General features: G+C 57.8%; 16 protein-coding genes, 2 pseudogenes and 1 riboswitch. Of the genes and pseudogenes, 9 read left to right on the top strand and 9 right to left on the bottom strand.

Annotation, left to right across the window (positions count from 1 at the left end; all coding sequences use genetic code 11):
• Positions 1 to 2 precede the first annotated feature (2 nt).
• Complete coding sequence (locus tag BV390_RS08375) at positions 3 to 1,163, top strand: glutathionylspermidine synthase family protein (RefSeq protein WP_032690677.1); 1,161 nt, start codon at positions 3 to 5, stop codon at positions 1,161 to 1,163.
• Between the two features lie 48 nt (positions 1,164 to 1,211).
• On the opposite strand, the gene ygiD is transcribed toward BV390_RS08375, so the two are convergent.
• The gene (gene ygiD / locus BV390_RS08370) at positions 1,212 to 2,003 is read right to left on the bottom strand and encodes a 4,5-DOPA-extradiol-dioxygenase (protein ID WP_085396806.1); all 792 of its coding nucleotides are present in this window, start codon (positions 2,001 to 2,003) and stop codon (positions 1,212 to 1,214) included.
• A gap of 194 nt (positions 2,004 to 2,197) precedes the next feature.
• Here ygiD and zupT point away from each other — a divergent pair, with 194 nt between their 5' ends.
• Positions 2,198 to 2,968, top strand: coding sequence for a zinc transporter ZupT (gene zupT / locus BV390_RS08365; RefSeq protein ID WP_032697551.1), 771 nt, complete (start codon positions 2,198 to 2,200; stop codon positions 2,966 to 2,968).
• A 57-nt stretch (positions 2,969 to 3,025) separates the two neighbouring features.
• Here the strand turns inward: zupT and ribB are convergent, their stop codons facing one another.
• Entirely contained in the window at positions 3,026 to 3,679 is a 654-nt protein-coding gene (gene ribB, locus BV390_RS08360) for a 3,4-dihydroxy-2-butanone-4-phosphate synthase (protein ID WP_085396804.1), read from the bottom strand.
• Between the two features lie 105 nt (positions 3,680 to 3,784).
• Positions 3,785 to 3,936: riboswitch (FMN riboswitch) on the bottom strand.
• Between the two features lie 120 nt (positions 3,937 to 4,056).
• Here ribB and ubiK point away from each other — a divergent pair.
• Entirely contained in the window at positions 4,057 to 4,326 is a 270-nt protein-coding gene (ubiK, locus tag BV390_RS08355) for a ubiquinone biosynthesis accessory factor UbiK (protein ID WP_004867791.1), read from the top strand.
• 31 nt (positions 4,327 to 4,357) lie between these two features.
• Here the strand turns inward: ubiK and glgS are convergent, their stop codons facing one another.
• The 4 genes from glgS to BV390_RS08330 form a co-directional block, all read right to left on the bottom strand.
• On the bottom strand, positions 4,358 to 4,567 hold the full coding sequence (glgS, locus tag BV390_RS08350; protein ID WP_046853439.1) for a cell surface composition regulator GlgS: 210 nt from the start codon (positions 4,565 to 4,567) through the stop codon (positions 4,358 to 4,360).
• Positions 4,568 to 4,829: 262 nt separating this feature from the next.
• Positions 4,830 to 6,263: a bifunctional D-glycero-beta-D-manno-heptose-7-phosphate kinase/D-glycero-beta-D-manno-heptose 1-phosphate adenylyltransferase HldE gene (gene hldE / locus BV390_RS08340; RefSeq protein WP_015585701.1), complete on the bottom strand. Its 1,434-nt coding sequence runs from the start codon at positions 6,261 to 6,263 to the stop codon at positions 4,830 to 4,832.
• Between the two features lie 58 nt (positions 6,264 to 6,321).
• On the bottom strand, positions 6,322 to 9,159 hold the full coding sequence (gene glnE / locus BV390_RS08335; RefSeq protein WP_162180067.1) for a bifunctional [glutamate--ammonia ligase]-adenylyl-L-tyrosine phosphorylase/[glutamate--ammonia-ligase] adenylyltransferase: 2,838 nt from the start codon (positions 9,157 to 9,159) through the stop codon (positions 6,322 to 6,324).
• A 21-nt stretch (positions 9,160 to 9,180) separates the two neighbouring features.
• Positions 9,181 to 10,479 carry a CYTH domain-containing protein gene (locus BV390_RS08330; RefSeq protein ID WP_032697549.1) on the bottom strand — a complete coding sequence of 433 codons (1,299 nt, stop codon included), beginning with the start codon at positions 10,477 to 10,479 and terminating at the stop codon, positions 9,181 to 9,183.
• Between the two features lie 214 nt (positions 10,480 to 10,693).
• Between BV390_RS08330 and BV390_RS08325 the strand changes: the two genes are divergently transcribed.
• Positions 10,694 to 11,314 carry a TIGR04211 family SH3 domain-containing protein gene (locus BV390_RS08325; protein ID WP_085396802.1) on the top strand — a complete coding sequence of 207 codons (621 nt, stop codon included), beginning with the start codon at positions 10,694 to 10,696 and terminating at the stop codon, positions 11,312 to 11,314.
• 61 nt (positions 11,315 to 11,375) lie between these two features.
• Positions 11,376 to 12,617, top strand: a complete 1,242-nt coding sequence (locus BV390_RS08320; RefSeq protein WP_032690670.1) for a multifunctional CCA addition/repair protein — start codon at positions 11,376 to 11,378, stop codon at positions 12,615 to 12,617.
• A 27-nt stretch (positions 12,618 to 12,644) separates the two neighbouring features.
• Here BV390_RS08320 and bacA read toward each other — a convergent pair whose 3' ends face one another.
• Both bacA and folB read right to left on the bottom strand, forming a co-directional pair.
• Positions 12,645 to 13,466, bottom strand: a complete 822-nt coding sequence (bacA, locus tag BV390_RS08315; protein ID WP_004867807.1) for an undecaprenyl-diphosphate phosphatase — start codon at positions 13,464 to 13,466, stop codon at positions 12,645 to 12,647.
• Between the two features lie 208 nt (positions 13,467 to 13,674).
• Positions 13,675 to 14,068 (bottom strand): annotated as a pseudogene (gene folB / locus BV390_RS08310) (bifunctional dihydroneopterin aldolase/7,8-dihydroneopterin epimerase).
• 230 nt (positions 14,069 to 14,298) lie between these two features.
• Here folB and plsY point away from each other — a divergent pair.
• Both plsY and BV390_RS08300 read left to right on the top strand, forming a co-directional pair.
• Entirely contained in the window at positions 14,299 to 14,919 is a 621-nt protein-coding gene (gene plsY / locus BV390_RS08305) for a glycerol-3-phosphate 1-O-acyltransferase PlsY (protein ID WP_032697633.1), read from the top strand.
• A 213-nt stretch (positions 14,920 to 15,132) separates the two neighbouring features.
• Positions 15,133 to 16,599, top strand: a complete 1,467-nt coding sequence (locus tag BV390_RS08300; protein ID WP_085396801.1) for an MFS transporter — start codon at positions 15,133 to 15,135, stop codon at positions 16,597 to 16,599.
• Between the two features lie 67 nt (positions 16,600 to 16,666).
• Here the strand turns inward: BV390_RS08300 and BV390_RS31455 are convergent.
• A pseudogene (locus BV390_RS31455) lies at positions 16,667 to 16,753 on the bottom strand (short-chain dehydrogenase); the annotation flags it as partial.
• On the opposite strand from BV390_RS31455, the gene BV390_RS08295 reads away from it, so the two are divergent.
• Both BV390_RS08295 and BV390_RS08290 read left to right on the top strand, forming a co-directional pair.
• Positions 16,743 to 17,567 (top strand): urease accessory protein UreD, encoded by an 825-nt coding sequence (locus tag BV390_RS08295; RefSeq protein WP_032697546.1) that lies wholly within the window; start codon positions 16,743 to 16,745, stop codon positions 17,565 to 17,567. The pseudogene BV390_RS31455 and the gene BV390_RS08295 sit on opposite strands and share 11 nt — an antisense overlap.
• Before the next feature lie 9 nt (positions 17,568 to 17,576).
• On the top strand, positions 17,577 to 17,879 hold the full coding sequence (locus BV390_RS08290) for an urease subunit gamma (RefSeq protein WP_004867816.1): 303 nt from the start codon (positions 17,577 to 17,579) through the stop codon (positions 17,877 to 17,879).
• The last annotated feature ends 4 nt before the right edge of the window (positions 17,880 to 17,883 follow it).

The raw sequence follows: 17,883 nt of genomic DNA, 5'->3' as shown, positions 1-17,883 counted from the left end.
ACATGGAAAGAATCAGCATCACGGAGCGCCCGGACTGGCGTGAGAAGGCGACCGAATACGGCTTCAACTTTCATACCATGTATGGCGAGCCGTACTGGAGCGAAGAAGCCTATTACAAACTGACGCTGGCGCAGGTTGAAAAGCTTGAAGAGGTCACCGCCGGGCTGCACCAGATGTGTCTGCAGGCGGTGGAAAAAGTCGTCGCCAGCGATGAACTGATGGCGAAGTTCCGCATTCCGAAACACACCTGGGGCTTCGTTCGCCAGTCGTGGAAAACCAACCAGCCGTCGCTCTACTCGCGTCTCGATCTGGCATGGGACGGCGTGGGCGAGCCGAAGCTGCTGGAGAACAACGCCGACACCCCGACCTCGCTGTATGAAGCCGCCTTTTTCCAGTGGATTTGGCTGGAAGATCAGATCAACGCCGGCCAGCTGCCAGCAGGCAGCGACCAGTTCAACAGCCTGCAGGAAAAGCTGATCGAGCGTTTTTCCGAGCTGCGCGAACAGTTTGGCTTCCAGCTGCTGCATATGGCCTGCTGTCGCGATACCGAAGAAGATCGCGGTACCGTTCAGTATCTGCAGGACTGTGCCGCAGAAGCGGGTGTGGCCACCGAGTTTCTGTATATCGAAGATATCGGCCTGGGTGAAAAAGGTCAGTTTACCGACCTGCAGGATCAGGTGATTGGCAACCTGTTCAAGCTCTACCCGTGGGAGTATATGCTGCGCGAGATGTTCTCTACCAAACTGGAAGACGCGGGCGTACGCTGGCTCGAACCGGCGTGGAAGAGCATCATCTCGAACAAAGCTCTGCTTCCGCTGCTGTGGGAGATGTTCCCGAACCACCCTAACCTGCTGGCGGCTTACTTCAGCGAAGATGCGCATCCGGAGATGGAGAAGTACGTCATTAAGCCGATCTTCTCCCGTGAAGGGGCCAACGTGTCGATCGTGGAAAACGGCAAAGTGCTGGAAGCGGTAGAGGGTCCATACGGAGAAGAAGGCACCATCGTGCAGGAGTTCTATCCGCTGCCGAAGTTTGGCGACAGCTATACGCTGATCGGCAGCTGGCTCATCAACGATCGGCCAGCCGGGATCGGCGTACGCGAGGATCGGGCGCTGATCACCCAGGATCTGTCGCGTTTCTATCCGCACATTTTCGTCGAATAAGATTTGCCCCGGCAGCGCTGACGCCTGCCGGGGTTTTTCCGCTATCTTCTACGCCCCAATCAGCACCGACAGCATGCTCAGCGATCCCATCTCCATCCCTTCCACCGGAATAGATATCGGCTCTTCGCCGTCCCAGGTACCCAGAACGTAGAGCAGCGGCAGGAAGTGCTCCGCCGTCGGATTAGAAAGCGATCCGCCCTCATGCGCCAGATAGTTCACCAGCGGATGCTCTGCAGCCGGTCCCTTCCAGCTCAGGTTGGTTTTGACGTAGTCATTGAATGATTCCGCCCACGGATAAGGCGTGCTCTCGCCATGCCAGCGTGCCGTTCTCAGGTTATGCACCACGTTACCGCTCGCCACCAGCATGATGCCTTCATCACGTAGCGCGGTCAGCTTGCGCCCCATCTCCAGATGCCAGGCTGCCGGTTTGGTGCTGTCGATGCTCAACTGCACCATCGGGATGTCCGCATCGGGATACATTTTTATCAGCACGCCCCATGATCCATGATCGAAGCCCCAGGCTTCTTTATCCAGGGTCACAGGCACCGGCGCCAGCAGCTCAACCAGACGCTGCGCCAGTTCAGGTGAACCAGGAGCCGGGTAATGCGTATCGTACAGCGCCTGCGGGAAGCCGCCAAAATCGTGGATCGTCTTCGGCGTTTCCATGGCCGTTACCCCGGTACCGCGAGTAAACCAGTGCGCAGAAACCACAACGATAGCTTTTGGCCGCGGCAATGTTTCGCCCAGCTGCCGCCAGGCGCGGGTATAGATGTTATCTTCCAGCACGTTCATCGGGCTGCCGTGGCCTAAAAACAACGCTGGCATTCGGATACGGGACATGGTGATATCCTTAAACAGAGGAATTGTGATGCCTTCACATTACGCGTTTTTGCGTCAGGATAAACTCAGATAAGCATGATGATGATCGTCAGAAAATTTGAATGTAATTCGCTGTAAAGGGTCGCATCTCCCTCTCGTCGTGAGCTGATAATCTGGATATCATTAATGATAATCATTATCAAAGGAAATGAATAATGTCGTCACCCTTAATATTGACGCTGCTGGCGGGTAGCGCCACATTCATCGGGGCTATTTTTGGCGTGCTGGGCCAGAAGCCATCCAACCGGCTGCTGGGATTCTCCCTGGGCTTTGCCGCGGGTATCATGCTGCTTATCTCACTGATGGAGATGCTGCCCGCTGCGCTGAACGCGGAGGGCATGTCGCCGCTGCTCGGTTACGGTATGTTTGTCATCGGCCTGCTGGGCTATTTTGCGCTCGACCGTATGCTGCCCCACGCGCATCCACAGGATCTCATGTCGCCAGGTATGCCGCGTCCGCGTAACCTCCGCCGAACCGCAATGTTATTGACTCTGGGCATCAGCCTGCACAACTTCCCGGAAGGGATCGCCACCTTTGTAACGGCCAGTAATAACCTTGAGCTGGGCATGGGCGTCGCGCTGGCGGTCGCTTTACACAATATTCCCGAGGGGCTGGCGGTGGCCGGCCCGGTTTATGCCGCCACCGGTTCACGGTATAAGGCCGTACTCTGGGCCGGGCTTTCCGGTATGGCGGAGATTCTCGGCGGCCTGCTGGCCTGGCTGATCCTCGGAAGCCTGGTGTCACCCGTCATGATGGGCGCCATCATGGCAGCCGTTGCCGGGATCATGGTGGCGCTGTCGGTCGATGAGCTAATGCCGCTGGCAAAAGAGATCGATCCGCAGAGCAACCCAAGCTATGGCGTACTGTGCGGCATGTCGGTGATGGGATTAAGTCTGGTTGCGCTGCAGGCAATGGGCATTGGCTGATGGCAAAAACAACAAAGCCCACGCAGAGGTGGGCTTTGCTATGACGCGGGGCCAGAATCAGCTGGCTTTGCGCTCATGTTCGCGGCGATAGGCCACCAGATCTTCAATGGTCACTACGGCCATATTATACTTCTGCGCGAACGCAATGCACTCCGGCGCGCGCGCCATCGTACCATCGTCGTTGGTCAGTTCACACAGCACGCCAGCCGGCTTAAAGCCCGCCAGCGTCACCAGATCGATGGTCGCTTCAGTATGACCACCGCGGGTCAACACGCCGCCCGGCTGCGCGCGCAGCGGGAAGACATGGCCTGGACGGTTGAGATCAGAAGGTTTAGCGCCGTCGGCAATGGCCGCGCGCACGGTGGTCACGCGGTCAGCGGCGGAAACACCGGTGGTGACGCCTGCTGCAGCTTCGATGGTCACGGTAAAGCCGGTGCCGTATGCGCTGGTGTTGTTTTCCACCATCATCGGCAGGTCAAGCTGCTTACGGCGTTCATCGGTCAGGCACAGGCAGACAATGCCGCTGCCGTGGCGAATGGTCAGCGCCATCTGCTCAACGGTCATGGTTTCGGCGGCGAAAATCATGTCGCCTTCGTTTTCACGGTCTTCATCATCAAGCACCATCACACCGCGGCCTTCGCGCAGTGCATTTAAAGCGTGTTCCACACGTTCAAAAGCGGTACCAAAAGAGGAAAGGAGCGTCTGATTCATGGTAAATAAACCTCATTAAAATTATGGTTACCAGAATCAGGGCAGTCTTAGGAGCGCCGGTTTAGCGGCAAAAGTCAACGCAAGCGGATCGAAACCCGACTGAGCCGTTACTCTCTCCCATCCGGACTTTAACCGTCGGCCCCGGAATTACACCGGATCTGCTGACCTTTCTGCTTTCACAGAAAGCGCTCGCGGGCTTTCAACGCTATGGTTGATTTACCGCCGGTGGGGAATTTCGCCCCGCCCTGAGAATAAGCGAGATCACTATAACGCTATTGATTATCATCGGCAATGCATAAGCTTCAAACATTTCTGGTTTATAGGTAGCGTCGATCGCACTACAATGAGCGATAAATCGACCAGAGCAGGAAACCACCATGATTGACCCGAAAAAAATTGAACAAATCGCCCGCCAGGTCCATGAATCGATGCCGAAAGGCCTTCGCGATCTTGGGGAAGATGTCGAGAAAAAGATCCGTCAGGTACTCCAGTCGCAGCTGACCCGCCTGGATTTGGTCAGTCGCGAAGAGTTTGATGTGCAGACGCAGGTGCTGCTGCGCACCCGCGAAAAACTGGCGCTGCTGGAGCAGCGAATCAGCGATCTGGAAAGCCGCGCGGCCGCCCCGACCGTCGAAGAAAAGCAGTAAAAAACAACGGGCCGTCAGGCCCGTTGTTTTATCAGTGTTCCAGCTCTGGCTCCGACGCCGCCTCTTCACTGACCTGACGGCAGTAGAGCTCATACCGTTGGCAAAACCATTCACGCTGAGCTTCATCCATATTGCCGACAATGGCCTGCAGATCAACGGCATGACCTTGTGCATACATTCTGGCGAAACTCAGGGCCAGAAAATCAAAGTTCTTCATTGAATACAGTTCGTGATGATTCATCCGCATACTCCTTCAGCCGTGTGTGTTCTGATTGGTCATATGCTTTCTACTGACTTCAGTATTTATACTTACGCTAACGCTTTCTGTACGAAAAATGCGCTCAGATCGCCTGTTTATTGCGCTGAATCATCTCTGTCATCAATAAATAAGAAAAGCCGGCGATCTTACGATCGTCGGCTTTCTTTGTCGGGCGTTATCCGGGGTTCTTCAGCCGCACGATACGCAGCCCCGATCTCCCAGAACGCCCGCCCGGCGTCACAAATTACTTCCCGCTGTCTTTCTGGATCTTCTTAATGATGTTGGTCGTAGAGCAACCATCTTCAAAGTTCAGCACCAGAACGTCGCCGCCGTTCGCCCAGACTTCCTCGCTACCCGCGATATCTTCCGGCTTATAGTCGCCGCCTTTGACCAACAGGTCCGGCAGAATACCGGCGATGAGGCGCTGCGGCGTATCCTCTTCAAATGAGACGACCCAGTCGACGGCTTCCAGCGCGCCGAGCACAATCATGCGCTGCTCCAGCGGGTTAACCGGACGAGACTCGCCTTTCAGACGTTTGGTCGACGCATCGCTGTTGACCGCAACGATCAGCCGATCGCCGAGCTTACGCGCATTAGCCAGATAAGAAACGTGGCCCGCATGCAGAATGTCAAACACGCCGTTGGTCATCACCACTTTCTCGCCGCGCTTACGCGCCGCCGCAACGGCCTGTTTCAGCTCGTCTTCGTTCATCACGCCGAACCCGGTCTCCGCGCGCCCGCGCACGGCGTTTTCCAGCTCGATAGGTGACACGGTGGATGTCCCCAGCTTGCCGACCACCACGCCAGCCGCCGCGTTGGCAAAGTAGCACGCCTCTTCCAGAGTGTTGCCGGAGGCGAGCGTCGCCGCCAGCACGCCAATCACCGTATCGCCGGCACCGGTGACGTCATACACTTCTTGCGCCTGAGTCGGCATATGCAGCGGCGGACGGCCCGGCTGCAACAACGTCATCCCCTGCTCGGAGCGGGTCACCAGCAGTGCGGAGAGTTCGAAATCCGCAATAATTTTCAGGCCGCGTTCGACAATGTCGGCTTCGTCTTTGCACTTGCCTGCTACGGCTTCGAATTCGGAGAGGTTCGGCGTCAGCAGCGTGGCGCCGCGATAGCGTTCAAAATCGGTGCCTTTCGGATCAATCAGCACCGGTACGCCGGCATCGCGCGCCAGCTTAATCATGGTCTGCACGCTAGCCAGCGCGCCTTTTGCATAATCGGACAACACCAGCGCCCCGATGGTACCCAGCGCCTGCTGAATACGGTCATGCATCGGCTGCGGATCGACGCCGGAGAATCCCTCTTCGAAATCCAGGCGGATCAGCTGCTGGTTGCGCGACAGCACGCGCAGCTTGGTGATGGTCGGGTGAGTCGGCACGGAGACGAAATCGCACTTCACGTTGACATCCGCCAGCGCCTTACTGAGCGCACGCGCGGCGTCATCAATCCCGGTCAGGCCGACCAGACGGGAAGTCGCACCGAGAGAGGCGATGTTCATCGCCACGTTTGCCGCACCGCCGGGACGCTCTTCGATATTTTCCACCTTGACCACCGGTACCGGGGCTTCGGGGGAAATACGGCTGGTGGGACCATACCAGTAGCGGTCCAGCATGACATCGCCAACCACCAACACTCCTGCACGTTCAAACTCCGGCAGCGTTACTTTCATGACTCTCTCCTGCGAGATACAAACTTTGCGCGCGATAATAGCACACCCGGTTTTTTAGTTAAGCCATCAACCACTTCTGCCAGCTGGCGCTCACCTGCTGACGTTCATGGGTAAAGGCGTCCGGGGCGACGTTCCCCGGCTGTTCCTGCAAGGCCAGATGATGCAGCGCATCGCGCAGCGTGGTGTATGCATGGGTCAACGCCCGCGCTTCTTCATCATCCATAATGTCATTTTGCGCCAGCAGTTCCAGAATGCGCACGTTATCAGACCAGCGCGTCAGCTTCGGTTTATCGTGCGCATAGCGTAGGACCAGATACTGGGTAATAAATTCAATGTCGGTAATGCCCCCGGCATCGGCTTTAATATCAAAGCGATCCCGGTGCTTATTGCCGAGATGCGCGCGCATCTTCTCCCGCATTTCCCGTACTTCGGTCTGCAGCGTCTCCCCTTCACGCGGGGTGCTGAGAATATCGCGCCGGATAGTATCAAAACGCACCTGCAGCTCAGGATCGCCATAGACCACGCGGGCGCGCACCAGGGCCTGATGTTCCCAGGTCCAGGCTTCATTTTTCTGATAATCGGCAAACGCATCGGTCGTGGTGACCAGCATACCCGCGGCGCCGGAGGGACGTAAGCGAGCATCCACTTCGTACAGAATCCCCGAGGACGTGCGGGTGCTGAAGAGGTGCATAATGCGCTGAGCCAGGCGCAGATAGAACTGGCGCCCGTCGATTTCGCGCTCCCCGTCGGTCATCACCTCCATCGGACAGTCATGCAGGAACACCAGGTCAAGGTCAGAACTGTAGCCCAGCTCCCAGCCCCCCAGTTTACCGTAGCCGACGACCGCAAAACCGCGCCCCTGACGGTCATGCAGGTGCGTCGGCTGGCCATAACGCGCCACCATCTGCATCCACGCCTGCTGGACCACCGCATCAATCATCGCTTCGGCCAACCACGTTAAGTGATCGCTCACTTTCATCACCGGCAGCGTACCGGCGATATCGGCAGCGGCAATATGCAGCAGCTGTGCCTGCTTAAACTGGCGCAGCGCCTCCAGCTGCTGCTCTTCGTCCTCTTCCGGCACGCGCAACAGATACTGGCGCAGCTCATCGCGATAGGCATCGGTCGCCGTCGGTTGATAGAGGGTATTGGGATCCAGCAGTTCATCCAGCAGCAGCGGATGGCGCGCCAGCTGACTGGCAACCATCGGCGAGGCGGCGCAGAGGCTAATCAGATGTTTCAACGCGCCGGGAAACTCGCTGAGCAATTCCAGATAGGTGGTTCGGGTGACGATACCGGTCAACAGCGGCGTAATCCGCGCCAACGGCACCGGCGCATCGGCCCGCGAGCACACCTCGCTGAGCAGATGCGGCATCAGTTGATCCAGCACCTGGCGCCCGCGCGGGCCGATAGTGCGTTTATCCAGCTCTTTACGGAAATCGGCAATCAGCGCCAGCACGCTGCGACGGTCGTCATCCGCAAGATGGGCCAGCGCCGGGCTGGCGTCATCCTCTTCCAGCGCATCCTGCCACAGCTCGCGCCAGTACTCCTCCAGCTGCTCATCCGGTGATTGCGTTTCATCATCGCCAATCAGCTCGTTGAACACCCGCCGTACGCTGGCCATTTTCTCTTCCAGCTGCGCGGTCAGCGTTTCCCAGTCATCAACATGCATCCCCCACGCCAGGCGAGCGCGATTAAGCGCATCCTGTGGCAGAGTTTGCGTCTGCTCGTCATTGATGCTTTGCAGCAGGTTTTCCAGGCGACGTAAGAACAGGTAGGCATCACGCAACCGGGCGGCATCGCCTTCCGGCAGCAGGTGCAGCTCATCGATCGCCGCCAGCGTCGGAAGCAGCGCCCGCAGCTGGAGCGCCGGTTCGCGTCCGCCGCGGATCAGCTGGAAGACCTGTACGATAAATTCGATTTCGCGGATCCCGCCCGCACCGAGCTTGATATTGTCCTTCAGCCCGCGACGACGAACTTCACGGGCAATCATCCCCTTCATGTTACGCAGCGACTGGATCACGCTGAAGTCGATGTAGCGACGGAAGACGAACGGCCGCAGCATGGCGCGCAGTTCGTTGGCGTAGGTGCCTTCGTTATCGCCCATGATCCGCGCTTTGACCATCGCGTAGCGCTCCCAGTCGCGCCCTTGTTCCTGATAGTAATCTTCCAGCGCGGCAAAGCTCAGCACCAGCGGCCCGCTGTCGCCGAAGGGGCGCAGGCGCATATCAACGCGATAAACAAAGCCATCCTGCGTCGGCTGATCGAGAACTTTAATCAGCCGCTGGCCGAGGCGGGTAAAGAACTGTCCGTTATCCAGCTCGCGGCGCCCGCCGCGGGTTGAGCCATGTTCTGGCCAGGCAAAAATCAGATCGATGTCCGACGAGAAATTGAGTTCGCCTCCGCCCAGTTTCCCCATCCCGAGGATCAGCAGCGGCTGCGCTTTACCTTCGGCACTGGAAGGGGTTCCCCACTCGTTACAGCAGGCGGTGTATAGCCAGTCGCGGGCGGCGACAATCAGCGTCTCCGCCAGCGCGCTTAGCTGCTGCAAACTGCTCTCTTCACTGACCAGCGACAGCGCCTGTGCCCAGGCGATGCGCACCATGATCCGGCGGCGAAACAGGCGCAGCTCACGCATTAGCGCCGCTTCGTCGTTGACCCCGGCCAGGGCGGCCTGTAGCCAGTCGGCATAGTGACGCCACTCCTGCGCCTCGGGGGGCGAGTTTTCAAGCTCGGCCAGCCACTGCGGCTGCGCCACCAGACTCTGCTGGACGAAATCGCTGAACGCCATCACCGACTGCGCCTGCGGACTTAGTGTGGATAATGGAAAATCCGCCGGCAGTCGGTCTACAACCGTCTGCCAGTGCTGCTGTAACTGTGAAGAAAGCGGCATTATAGGGGTCTCCCTGGCCTGAAATTATCGTTTTCCACTATGCAGCCAGAATGGCTCCGCGGCCAGCGCCTGGCGGCGGAAATATTCAATGACGCTACGATCTTTGTGCTCAATCGCACGACGGACCTCCAGCCAGTTCTCCAGCCAGGAGGCAGCAGCATCGGCATAGGCGCCGGCAAGCAGCTGAATACAGTCAATGTCGCGGGCCAGACGCGGCAGCTGGCCGTCGTAATCGTCCCCCAGCGTCTGCTGAAACGCATTTTTTAACTCCGCCGCCGCCCGCGAAAGCTGGATATCGGCGAAACGTTTAAAAGAGCCGGCGATCTTCTTCTGCGCGTTCTCATTTAAAAAGGCGCGCCAGCTGCGGCTCACCAGCCATTCGGTCAAGGCGAGCTTCGCGCTGACTGCGGCAATGCTGAACAGCGCCGACGGATCCTTGCCGGCCTCCGTCAGGACAGCTTCCGCTTCAGCGAGCTGTTCGCGCAGCTGCGCGGTGGCCTTACGCGGCACGATGCCGCCAAACAGCACCAGCGCATGACGTACCCGGGCGATAGCGCGGAGGATTTCTCCTTTTGCCATCGGATTACCGCGGCTCCAGACCTCATCATGATAGAGCCAGTGCGCCAGCGCGTTTTCCAGCGACGCCTCCAGCCCCTGTTCTACGCTGGCTTTTGGCGCCACCTGCAGAACGCCGAATGGCTGCACCGGGCGCGCTTCATTACCCTGGGCAAGATGGTAGCCGCGCGCCGCTTTGCTGAGACTTCCCTGGCGCAGCACGCCGGTTTCCAGCAGACGACGGGCGAGCGCCAGCACATCCTCCGTCTTGCCAGAGAGCAGTTCCAGCTCCAGCTCGCAAATCGCCTCCTGATGCTCAGGGGTTTTCACCTCCCCGCGATCGAGCGCGATTTCAATTTGGCTCTCTCCTTCGCTGAGCACCCATTTTTCACGTTCAAAATCGGTACTGAACAACGGCTGTACGTTTTGCGCCAGCTCCGTGGGCAGTTCGCCCTGCGGCCAGACCTCGGCAGGAAGGCGCTCCAGCGCCAGTTCCGGGCTTTCCAGCGGGATGTTGAATTCCGGACGCTGATGCAATCCGCCCACCACGCGCCCGGCGATTTTCAGGGTCATTTCATACCGACCGCGATCGCCACGGATGCGCAGCCCCATATCGTGACGGCGCAGCCAGTTATCCGCCGTTTCATAGTAAATATTGAGCAATTGACCCGCAGGCGTGTGCTGGGCATTAAGCGCGTTAAGGTGCTGGCGCAATGTTTCCACGCCGCTGTCGGAGACGATAAATTTTAATTCGATTTCTTGAGCCATGACTGAATTCTTCCGCTTCTTTGCGCTGCCGGGAAAATACGGCGAACTATCGCCGATATTTTTTGTCAGTAGATAGTATTTTGCGGCGATTCTCCATGCAATGCGCATTTTGCCGGGCCACCTCCCGGATGTTTCCGATTGTGGCAGAAAACTTTGCGTCGCTATGGCGATGCCACTACTATCGTTCAACTTTTTATGATCAAACGATGACCTGATGCCAAAATTACGCCTTATCACTTTTACTTTGCTGGCGCTCAGCGCCGTCACGGCGGTTCATGCAGAAGAAAAACGCTATGTTTCTGATGAACTGAACACCTGGGTTCGCACGGGGCCGGGCGATAATTATCGTCTTCAGGGCACCATTAACGCCGGGGAAGAAGTTTCTCTGCTGCAGACCAATGACAGCACCGGTTATGCCCAGATCCGCGACGGCAACGGCCGTACCGCCTGGATTCCGCTGAAAGAGCTGAGCACCGAGCCCAGCCTGCGCACCCGCGTGCCGGATCTGGAAAATCAGGTGAAAACCCTGACCGACAAGCTGAATAACATCGACACCACCTGGAATCAGCGCACCGCCGACATGCAGAAAAAGGTCGCCGGCAGCGATACCGTTATCAACGCGCTGAAAGACGAAAACCAAAAGCTGAAAAACGAGCTGGTTGTCGCCCAGAAGAAGGTGAATGCCGCGAATCTGCAGCTGGATGATAAGCAGCGCACCATTATCATGCAGTGGTTTATGTACGGCGGCGGCGTGCTTGGCGTCGGACTGCTGCTCGGTCTGGTGCTGCCGCATCTGGTCCCGAGCCGTAAACGTAAAGACCGGTGGATGAACTAATTCGTCTTCTCTGCCAGACTTACGTATCATCTTGAGCAAAGTGGATACGGGAGAGTCAGGCGTGAAGATTTATCTGGTCGGTGGTGCAGTTCGGGATGCGTTATTAGGGCTACCGGTCAAAGACAGAGATTGGGTCGTGGTGGGTGCCACACCTGAGCAGTTGCTTGATGCGGGCTACCAGCAGGTAGGCCGCGATTTCCCCGTATTTCTGCACCCGAAAAGCCGGGAAGAGTATGCTCTGGCACGTACTGAGCGTAAATCGGGTTCCGGCTACACCGGTTTTACCTGCTATGCCGCCCCGGACGTCACGCTGGAACAGGATCTGCTGCGCCGCGATCTGACGGTCAATGCGCTGGCTCAAGATACCGATGGCCTGATTATCGATCCCTACGGCGGCCAGGCCGATTTGCGTCTGCGCCTGCTGCGCCACGTCTCACCCGCCTTCAGCGAAGACCCGCTGCGCGTTCTGCGCGTGGCGCGCTTCGCCGCCCGCTATGCCCACCTGGGCTTTCGTATTGCCGACGAAACCATGGCGCTGATGCGTGCCATGGCCGACGCCGGCGAACTGGCGCATCTGACGCCGGAACGCGTCTGGAAGGAGACGGAAAACGCCCTTGGCACCCGTAATCCCCAGGTCTTTTTCCAGACCTTGCGCGACTGCCACGCGCTCGGCGTGCTGTTCCCGGAAATTGACGCGCTGTACGGCGTTCCGGCACCGGCTAAATGGCACCCGGAAATCGACACCGGTGTACATACGCTGATGACCCTGACGATGGCGGCAATGCTGTCGCCGGAAATTGACGTTCGCTTTGCAACGCTATGCCACGATCTCGGCAAAGGGCTGACGCCAAAAGCGCTCTGGCCGCGCCACCACGGCCACGGTCCGGCAGGCGTCAGGCTGGTCGAGCAGCTCTGCGCCCGCCTGCGCGTGCCGAACGACATTCGCGATCTGGCGAAGCTGGTCGCCGAATTCCACGACCTGATTCATACCCTGCCGATACTGCAGCCCAAAACGCTGGTCAAACTGTTTGATAATATCGACGCCTGGCGTAAGCCGCACCGGGTCATGCAAATCGCCTTAACCAGTGAAGCGGATGTGCGCGGACGTACCGGATTCGAAGCCCGCGATTATCCGCAGGGACGCCTGCTGCTTGAAGCCTGGGAGATAGCCCAATCGGTCTCTACGAAAGAGGTGGTTGCTCAGGGCTTTAAAGGGCCGGAGATTCGTGAGGAGCTGACGCGGCGCCGCATTCTGGCCGTCGCGAAGTGGAAGGAAGAGCGCTGCCCTCAGCCTTGCGACTGAGGGCCCGGTTTTACCGGCGCTTCAAACTCAGAAGAAGATAACGTAAACCACTGCCGCGACGACAAAACGGTAGATGGCAAACGGGATAAACGAGATACGTTTAATCAGCTGCAGGAAGGTTTTAATCGCGATCAGCGCCACGATGAACGCCATAATAAAGCCGACGGCAAACATCGGAATATCGCTGGCGTTGAGGAAACCGATGCTCTTATACACATCCAGCACGGTCGCCCCCATCATCATCGGCACCGCCAGCAGGAAGGAGAACTCTGACGCCGCATAGCGGCTTACGCCCATCAGCATCCCACCGGAAATAGTCGCACCGGAGCGAGAGAAGCCGGGCCACAGCGCCAGGCACTGGAAGCAGCCGATGATAAATGCCTGACGATAGGTCATATCATCAATGCCGACGGCACGCGGCTGTTTTGGCTTCAGCACTTCCGCCGCGATCAGCAGCAAGCCACCCACGATCAGCGCATACATGACGTTGACCGGGTTGAACAACGATTTGATGGTATCGTGGAACAACAGGCCCAGCACCACCGCCGGAACCATCCCGAGTAAAATATGAATCAGCGATAAACGGCCGCTTCCCTGGCCTTCATGTTCCGGTGGTTTACCGAAATGAATACCGATCAGACCAAACAGACGACGCCAGAACATGACGACAACAGCAAGAATAGAACCTAACTGAATGACCACCTCAAAAGTATTTGCCGTCTCGCCTTCAAAACCCAGAAGATGGCCGACAATAATCATATGGCCAGTACTGGAAACAGGTAAAAATTCCGTTAACCCTTCAACCACACCCAATATTGCCGCCACCAGCAGCGAGTGTATATCGCTCATCCAATAAACCCTTTAAAAGTAAAATGAAAAAACCAGATACGCTGAACCATTCCATCAGGTGATATTGATGCGGCCAGTCTGGAGACGGACGGCGCAGGAAACCGGAGCGTACACGGAGTACGCGTAAATTTCGAGTGCTGTCCTGACCCTGAGCGGCAATTAAATATCCCGATAGCCGGATCCTGTGACCGGTATAAACTCAATTTGTTTAACGAGTATGACCTGAAAAGTTTTGTTTCAGATTAAGGCTACGTCCGACTGCGCTCGATAATCACGCCCACGTTTGCCGCCCGGGCAACGGCGCCCGGTTTGCTGACTTTAATCCGCACCCACGGCGAGGGGAATTTTTCCAGCAGCAGATCGGCAATCTCTTCCGCGACGCGTTCAACCAGCGCAAAACGCCCGCCTTCAACGTGACCAATCACCAGCTCGCTGATATCAGCATAGCTGAGGCAATCATTGACATCATCACTGCTTGCCGCTTTGCGGTTGTCCCACGCCATTTCGATATCGAACACCAGCTTCTGTTCAATGGTTTGTTCCCAGTCGTAAACACCGATAGTGGTGATTACCGAAAGTTGCTCTATAAATACAATATCCATCACGACCTGCCTGCTTTTTGGCTAAACCGGATACCACTTCCGGCGAATTATGCGTATTATCCACAGATGCAAAGACATCCCCTAAATAATTCGCATTGCAGGAAAGCAGCGGCGCAGCAAGCGTTCTGGCTCAATGCACGCTCCGATGACGGCACGAAAGAAGTGCGCCAGCGCATCAGCGACGCGAAGGAGAGCGGGGACAAAATGACATTTTCAAAATGGAACAGCTGATGAGTGCAATCGCGCCTGGACTGGTTATCCTTGCCTACCTCTGCGGCTCAATTTCCAGCGCCATTCTGGTGTGTCGTCTCGCTGGCCTGCCCGACCCTCGCGATAGCGGTTCCGGCAATCCTGGGGCGACAAACGTACTACGAATTGGCGGCAAGGGAGCAGCCGTAACGGTTCTTATTTTTGATGTGCTCAAAGGCATGCTGCCCGTCTGGGGTGCCTGGGCGCTCGGCCTGACGCCTTTCTGGCTGGGCCTGGTCGCCATTGCGGCCTGCGTAGGCCATATCTGGCCGGTATTCTTTAACTTCCGCGGTGGTAAAGGCGTGGCGACCGCTTTCGGCGCAATCGCCCCCATCGGCTGGGATTTGACCGGCGTGATGGCGGGTACCTGGCTGCTGACCATCCTGCTCAGCGGCTATTCGTCGCTGGGGGCTATTGTCAGCGCGCTGATTGCCCCCTTCTACGTCTGGTGGTTCAAACCGCAGTATACCTTCCCGGTCTCTATGCTCTCCTGCCTGATTCTGCTTCGCCATCACGACAATATTCAGCGTCTGTGGCGCCGCCAGGAAACCAAAATCTGGTCCCGACTGAAAAAGAACAAAAAAACGCCTGAGCAGAAATAATCTTGCGCCCGGTGGCTCACGCCGGGCCCCCTTTATCCCGACATTCTCTTTGAATTGCCCTTTTTGGCAGCCAATCATTCTGAACCCACCGCTCAGCAAAAGATAATCATTTCACAACAATCACTTAGCTATGTCTTATAACCAAAAATAATTTATCCCTGCCTGCCACGATGTTTACTCTGAATCCTTTATAAAACAGCACAGAACAACATCATGACAGACGTAATCAACGCGGATCCGGCCGTAGCGGCGGGATCGCCTGGCGGGGAAGTACAGTGGATACGCGGCGCGGCCGATGTATCGCGTTTAATTAATGAGGGCAGCAGCGGGCGCAATAATGCGCGTATCGTCATGGGTATCGCCCTCGGCGGTATTTTTCTTGATGCCTACGATCTGGGCTCCCTGGCCTTCGGCCTGAAAGATATTACCCGCGAGTTCAATCTGACCCCTGCCGGTACCGGAATGGTGGCATCGGCCATCACCTTCGGGGCAATCGTCGGCGCGCTGCTGGGCGGCTACCTGACGGATAAAATCGGCCGCTACCGCGTCTTTATGGCCGATATGCTGTTTTTTGTGGTGGCCGCGATCGCCTGCGCGCTGGCCCCCAACGAATATGTGCTGACCGGCGCCCGTTTTGTCATGGGCCTCGGCGTCGGTATCGATCTGCCGGTGGCGATGGCCTTCCTGAGCGAGTTCTCAAAGCTTAAGGGGCCGGGCAACAAAGCGGCCAGCGTCGCCATGTGGTGCCCGACGTGGTATGCCGCCATCAGCATCTCGTATCTGCTGGTGCTCTTGTTCTACGCCGTGCTGCCAGAAAGCCACAGCGACTGGCTATGGCGGCTGATTCTGGGCTTCGGCGCGGTACCTGCGCTGGTGATTATCGCCATTCGCAGCCGCTATATGAGCGAATCACCGGTGTGGGCCGCCAATCAGGGTAACCTGCGCGACGCCGCCGCCATTCTCCGCAAGGCCTATAACATCAACGCCCACGTGGCGCAGGACGCGCTGGATAACCCGACGCCGGTGGTGAAAAAAGCGCAGTGGAGCAACTATTTCCGTCTGTTCCAGGGCGTCTATCTGCGGCGAACCACCCTCGCCACGCTGCTGTCGGTGGTCTCTTCCTTTGCCTATAACGCCGTCGCCTTCGGCCTGCCGGTGATCATCTCCAGCTTCTTTGTTCAGTCGATGCTGACCACGATTGTGATCTCGCTGGCGCTGAATCTGCTCTTCGCCTTTGTCGGCGGTCTGCTGGCGGTTCGGCTGGTGCCGCGTTTAGGGGCCTGGAAGATGTCGCTGGCGGGCTACAGCTGCCAGCTGGCGGCACTGCTGGGGCTGGCGCTGATCGGCCGTCCGCACGGCGCGGGCGAAGGCATCGCGGCCGTGGCGATGCTGGCGCTGTTCCTGTTCGGCCAGGGGTTTGGCCCCGGCGCCCACACCATGACCTTTGCCTCGTTGAGCTATCCGACCTCACTGCGCGGCGTCGGCGTTGGCCTGAATCAGACCCTGATGCGCAGCAGCTCAACCCTGTCGCTGTTCCTCTTCCCGCTGCTGGTTGCAGCCCTGGATACCCAGGTCTTTTGGATTATCGCCGCCGCGCCGCTGATTGGCCTGCTGTCGCTGCTCGCGATTCGCTGGGAACCGTCGGGTTATGACATTGACGCCGAGGATTATCAGGCGTAATAATCTTTTCGCTAAACGGCCGCCGCTCAGGCGGCTGTTTTCTTGTTTTTAATTCATAAGCTTTTCATATGATCGAGATACTTTCGCGCCGATCAATACTCATCGCTGCTGTTTTATCTTGATTTTGCAGGGGCGTAACAACATTGCACAGCACCGTGTTACCAGAGAATAAAAAAGGCTGGCAGGCTACGCTGGACCTTCATTTTCAACATCGCGGCGGCAAAACGGTACTCACCTCCGCCCGTCATGTCGGTCCGCTCACCGTCCAGCGTCCCTTTTACCCCGAAGACGATACCTGTCATCTCTATTTACTCCACCCGCCGGGCGGGATCGTTGGAGGCGACGAGCTAACGATTCGCGCCGCTCTCGATAGCGGCTGCCACACGTTAATCACCATGCCCGGCGCCAGTAAATTTTACCGCAGCAGCGGCGCGCAGGCCCATTTACATCAGCGCCTGACGCTGGCGGAACGCTCGACGCTGGAGTGGTTGCCGCAGGACGCGATTTTCTTTCCGGGCGCCCGGGCCAGTCTGCACACCGCCTTTCACCTTTGCGCCTCCAGCACGCTGCTGGCCTGGGATCTGCTGTGCCTTGGCCGCCCGGTCATCGGCGAAAACTTTAGCCATGGCGCCCTCAGCAACCGTCTTGAAGTATGGATGGATGATGCTCCGCTGCTGATCGAACGCCTGCACCTGGCCGACGGGCGTCTGGCCAGCGTGGCGCAATACCCGTGGGTCGGTACTCTGCTGTTCTATCCCGCCAGCGAAGCCCTGCTTGACGGCGTGCGGGAACGACTCACGACGCTAGGAAATTATGCCGGCGCCACGCTGACTGACGGCCTGCTGACGGTGCGCTTTTTAAGTGACGATAACTTACTTTGCCAGCGGGCGATGCGTGATATCTGGCGGTTTATGCGCCCGCATCTGACCGGAAAGTCCCCGGTCCTTCCCCGAATCTGGTTGACCTGAGAGAACGCTATGGAACTGACCCCCAGAGAGAAAGACAAGCTGCTGTTGTTTACCGCCGCGCTGGTGGCGGAACGTCGCCTGGCCCGCGGCCTGAAGCTGAACTACCCGGAAGCCGTGGCCTTAATCAGCGCCTTTATTATGGAAGGCGCCCGCGACGGTAAAAGCGTGGCGGCGCTGATGGAAGAAGGCCGCCACGTGTTAAGCCGCGAGCAGGTCATGGAAGGCGTACCCGAAATGATCCCCGACATCCAGGTCGAGGCCACCTTCCCGGATGGCTCGAAGCTGGTCACCGTCCACAACCCGATTATCTGAGGTT

This window comes from Klebsiella sp. YJ (genome assembly GCF_002108615.1).
GTDB classification, from domain to species: Bacteria; Pseudomonadota; Gammaproteobacteria; order Enterobacterales; family Enterobacteriaceae; genus Klebsiella; species Klebsiella planticola.
Note: the sequence above shows the minus strand (reverse complement) of the source record. Positions and strands in the feature narration are given on the sequence as shown.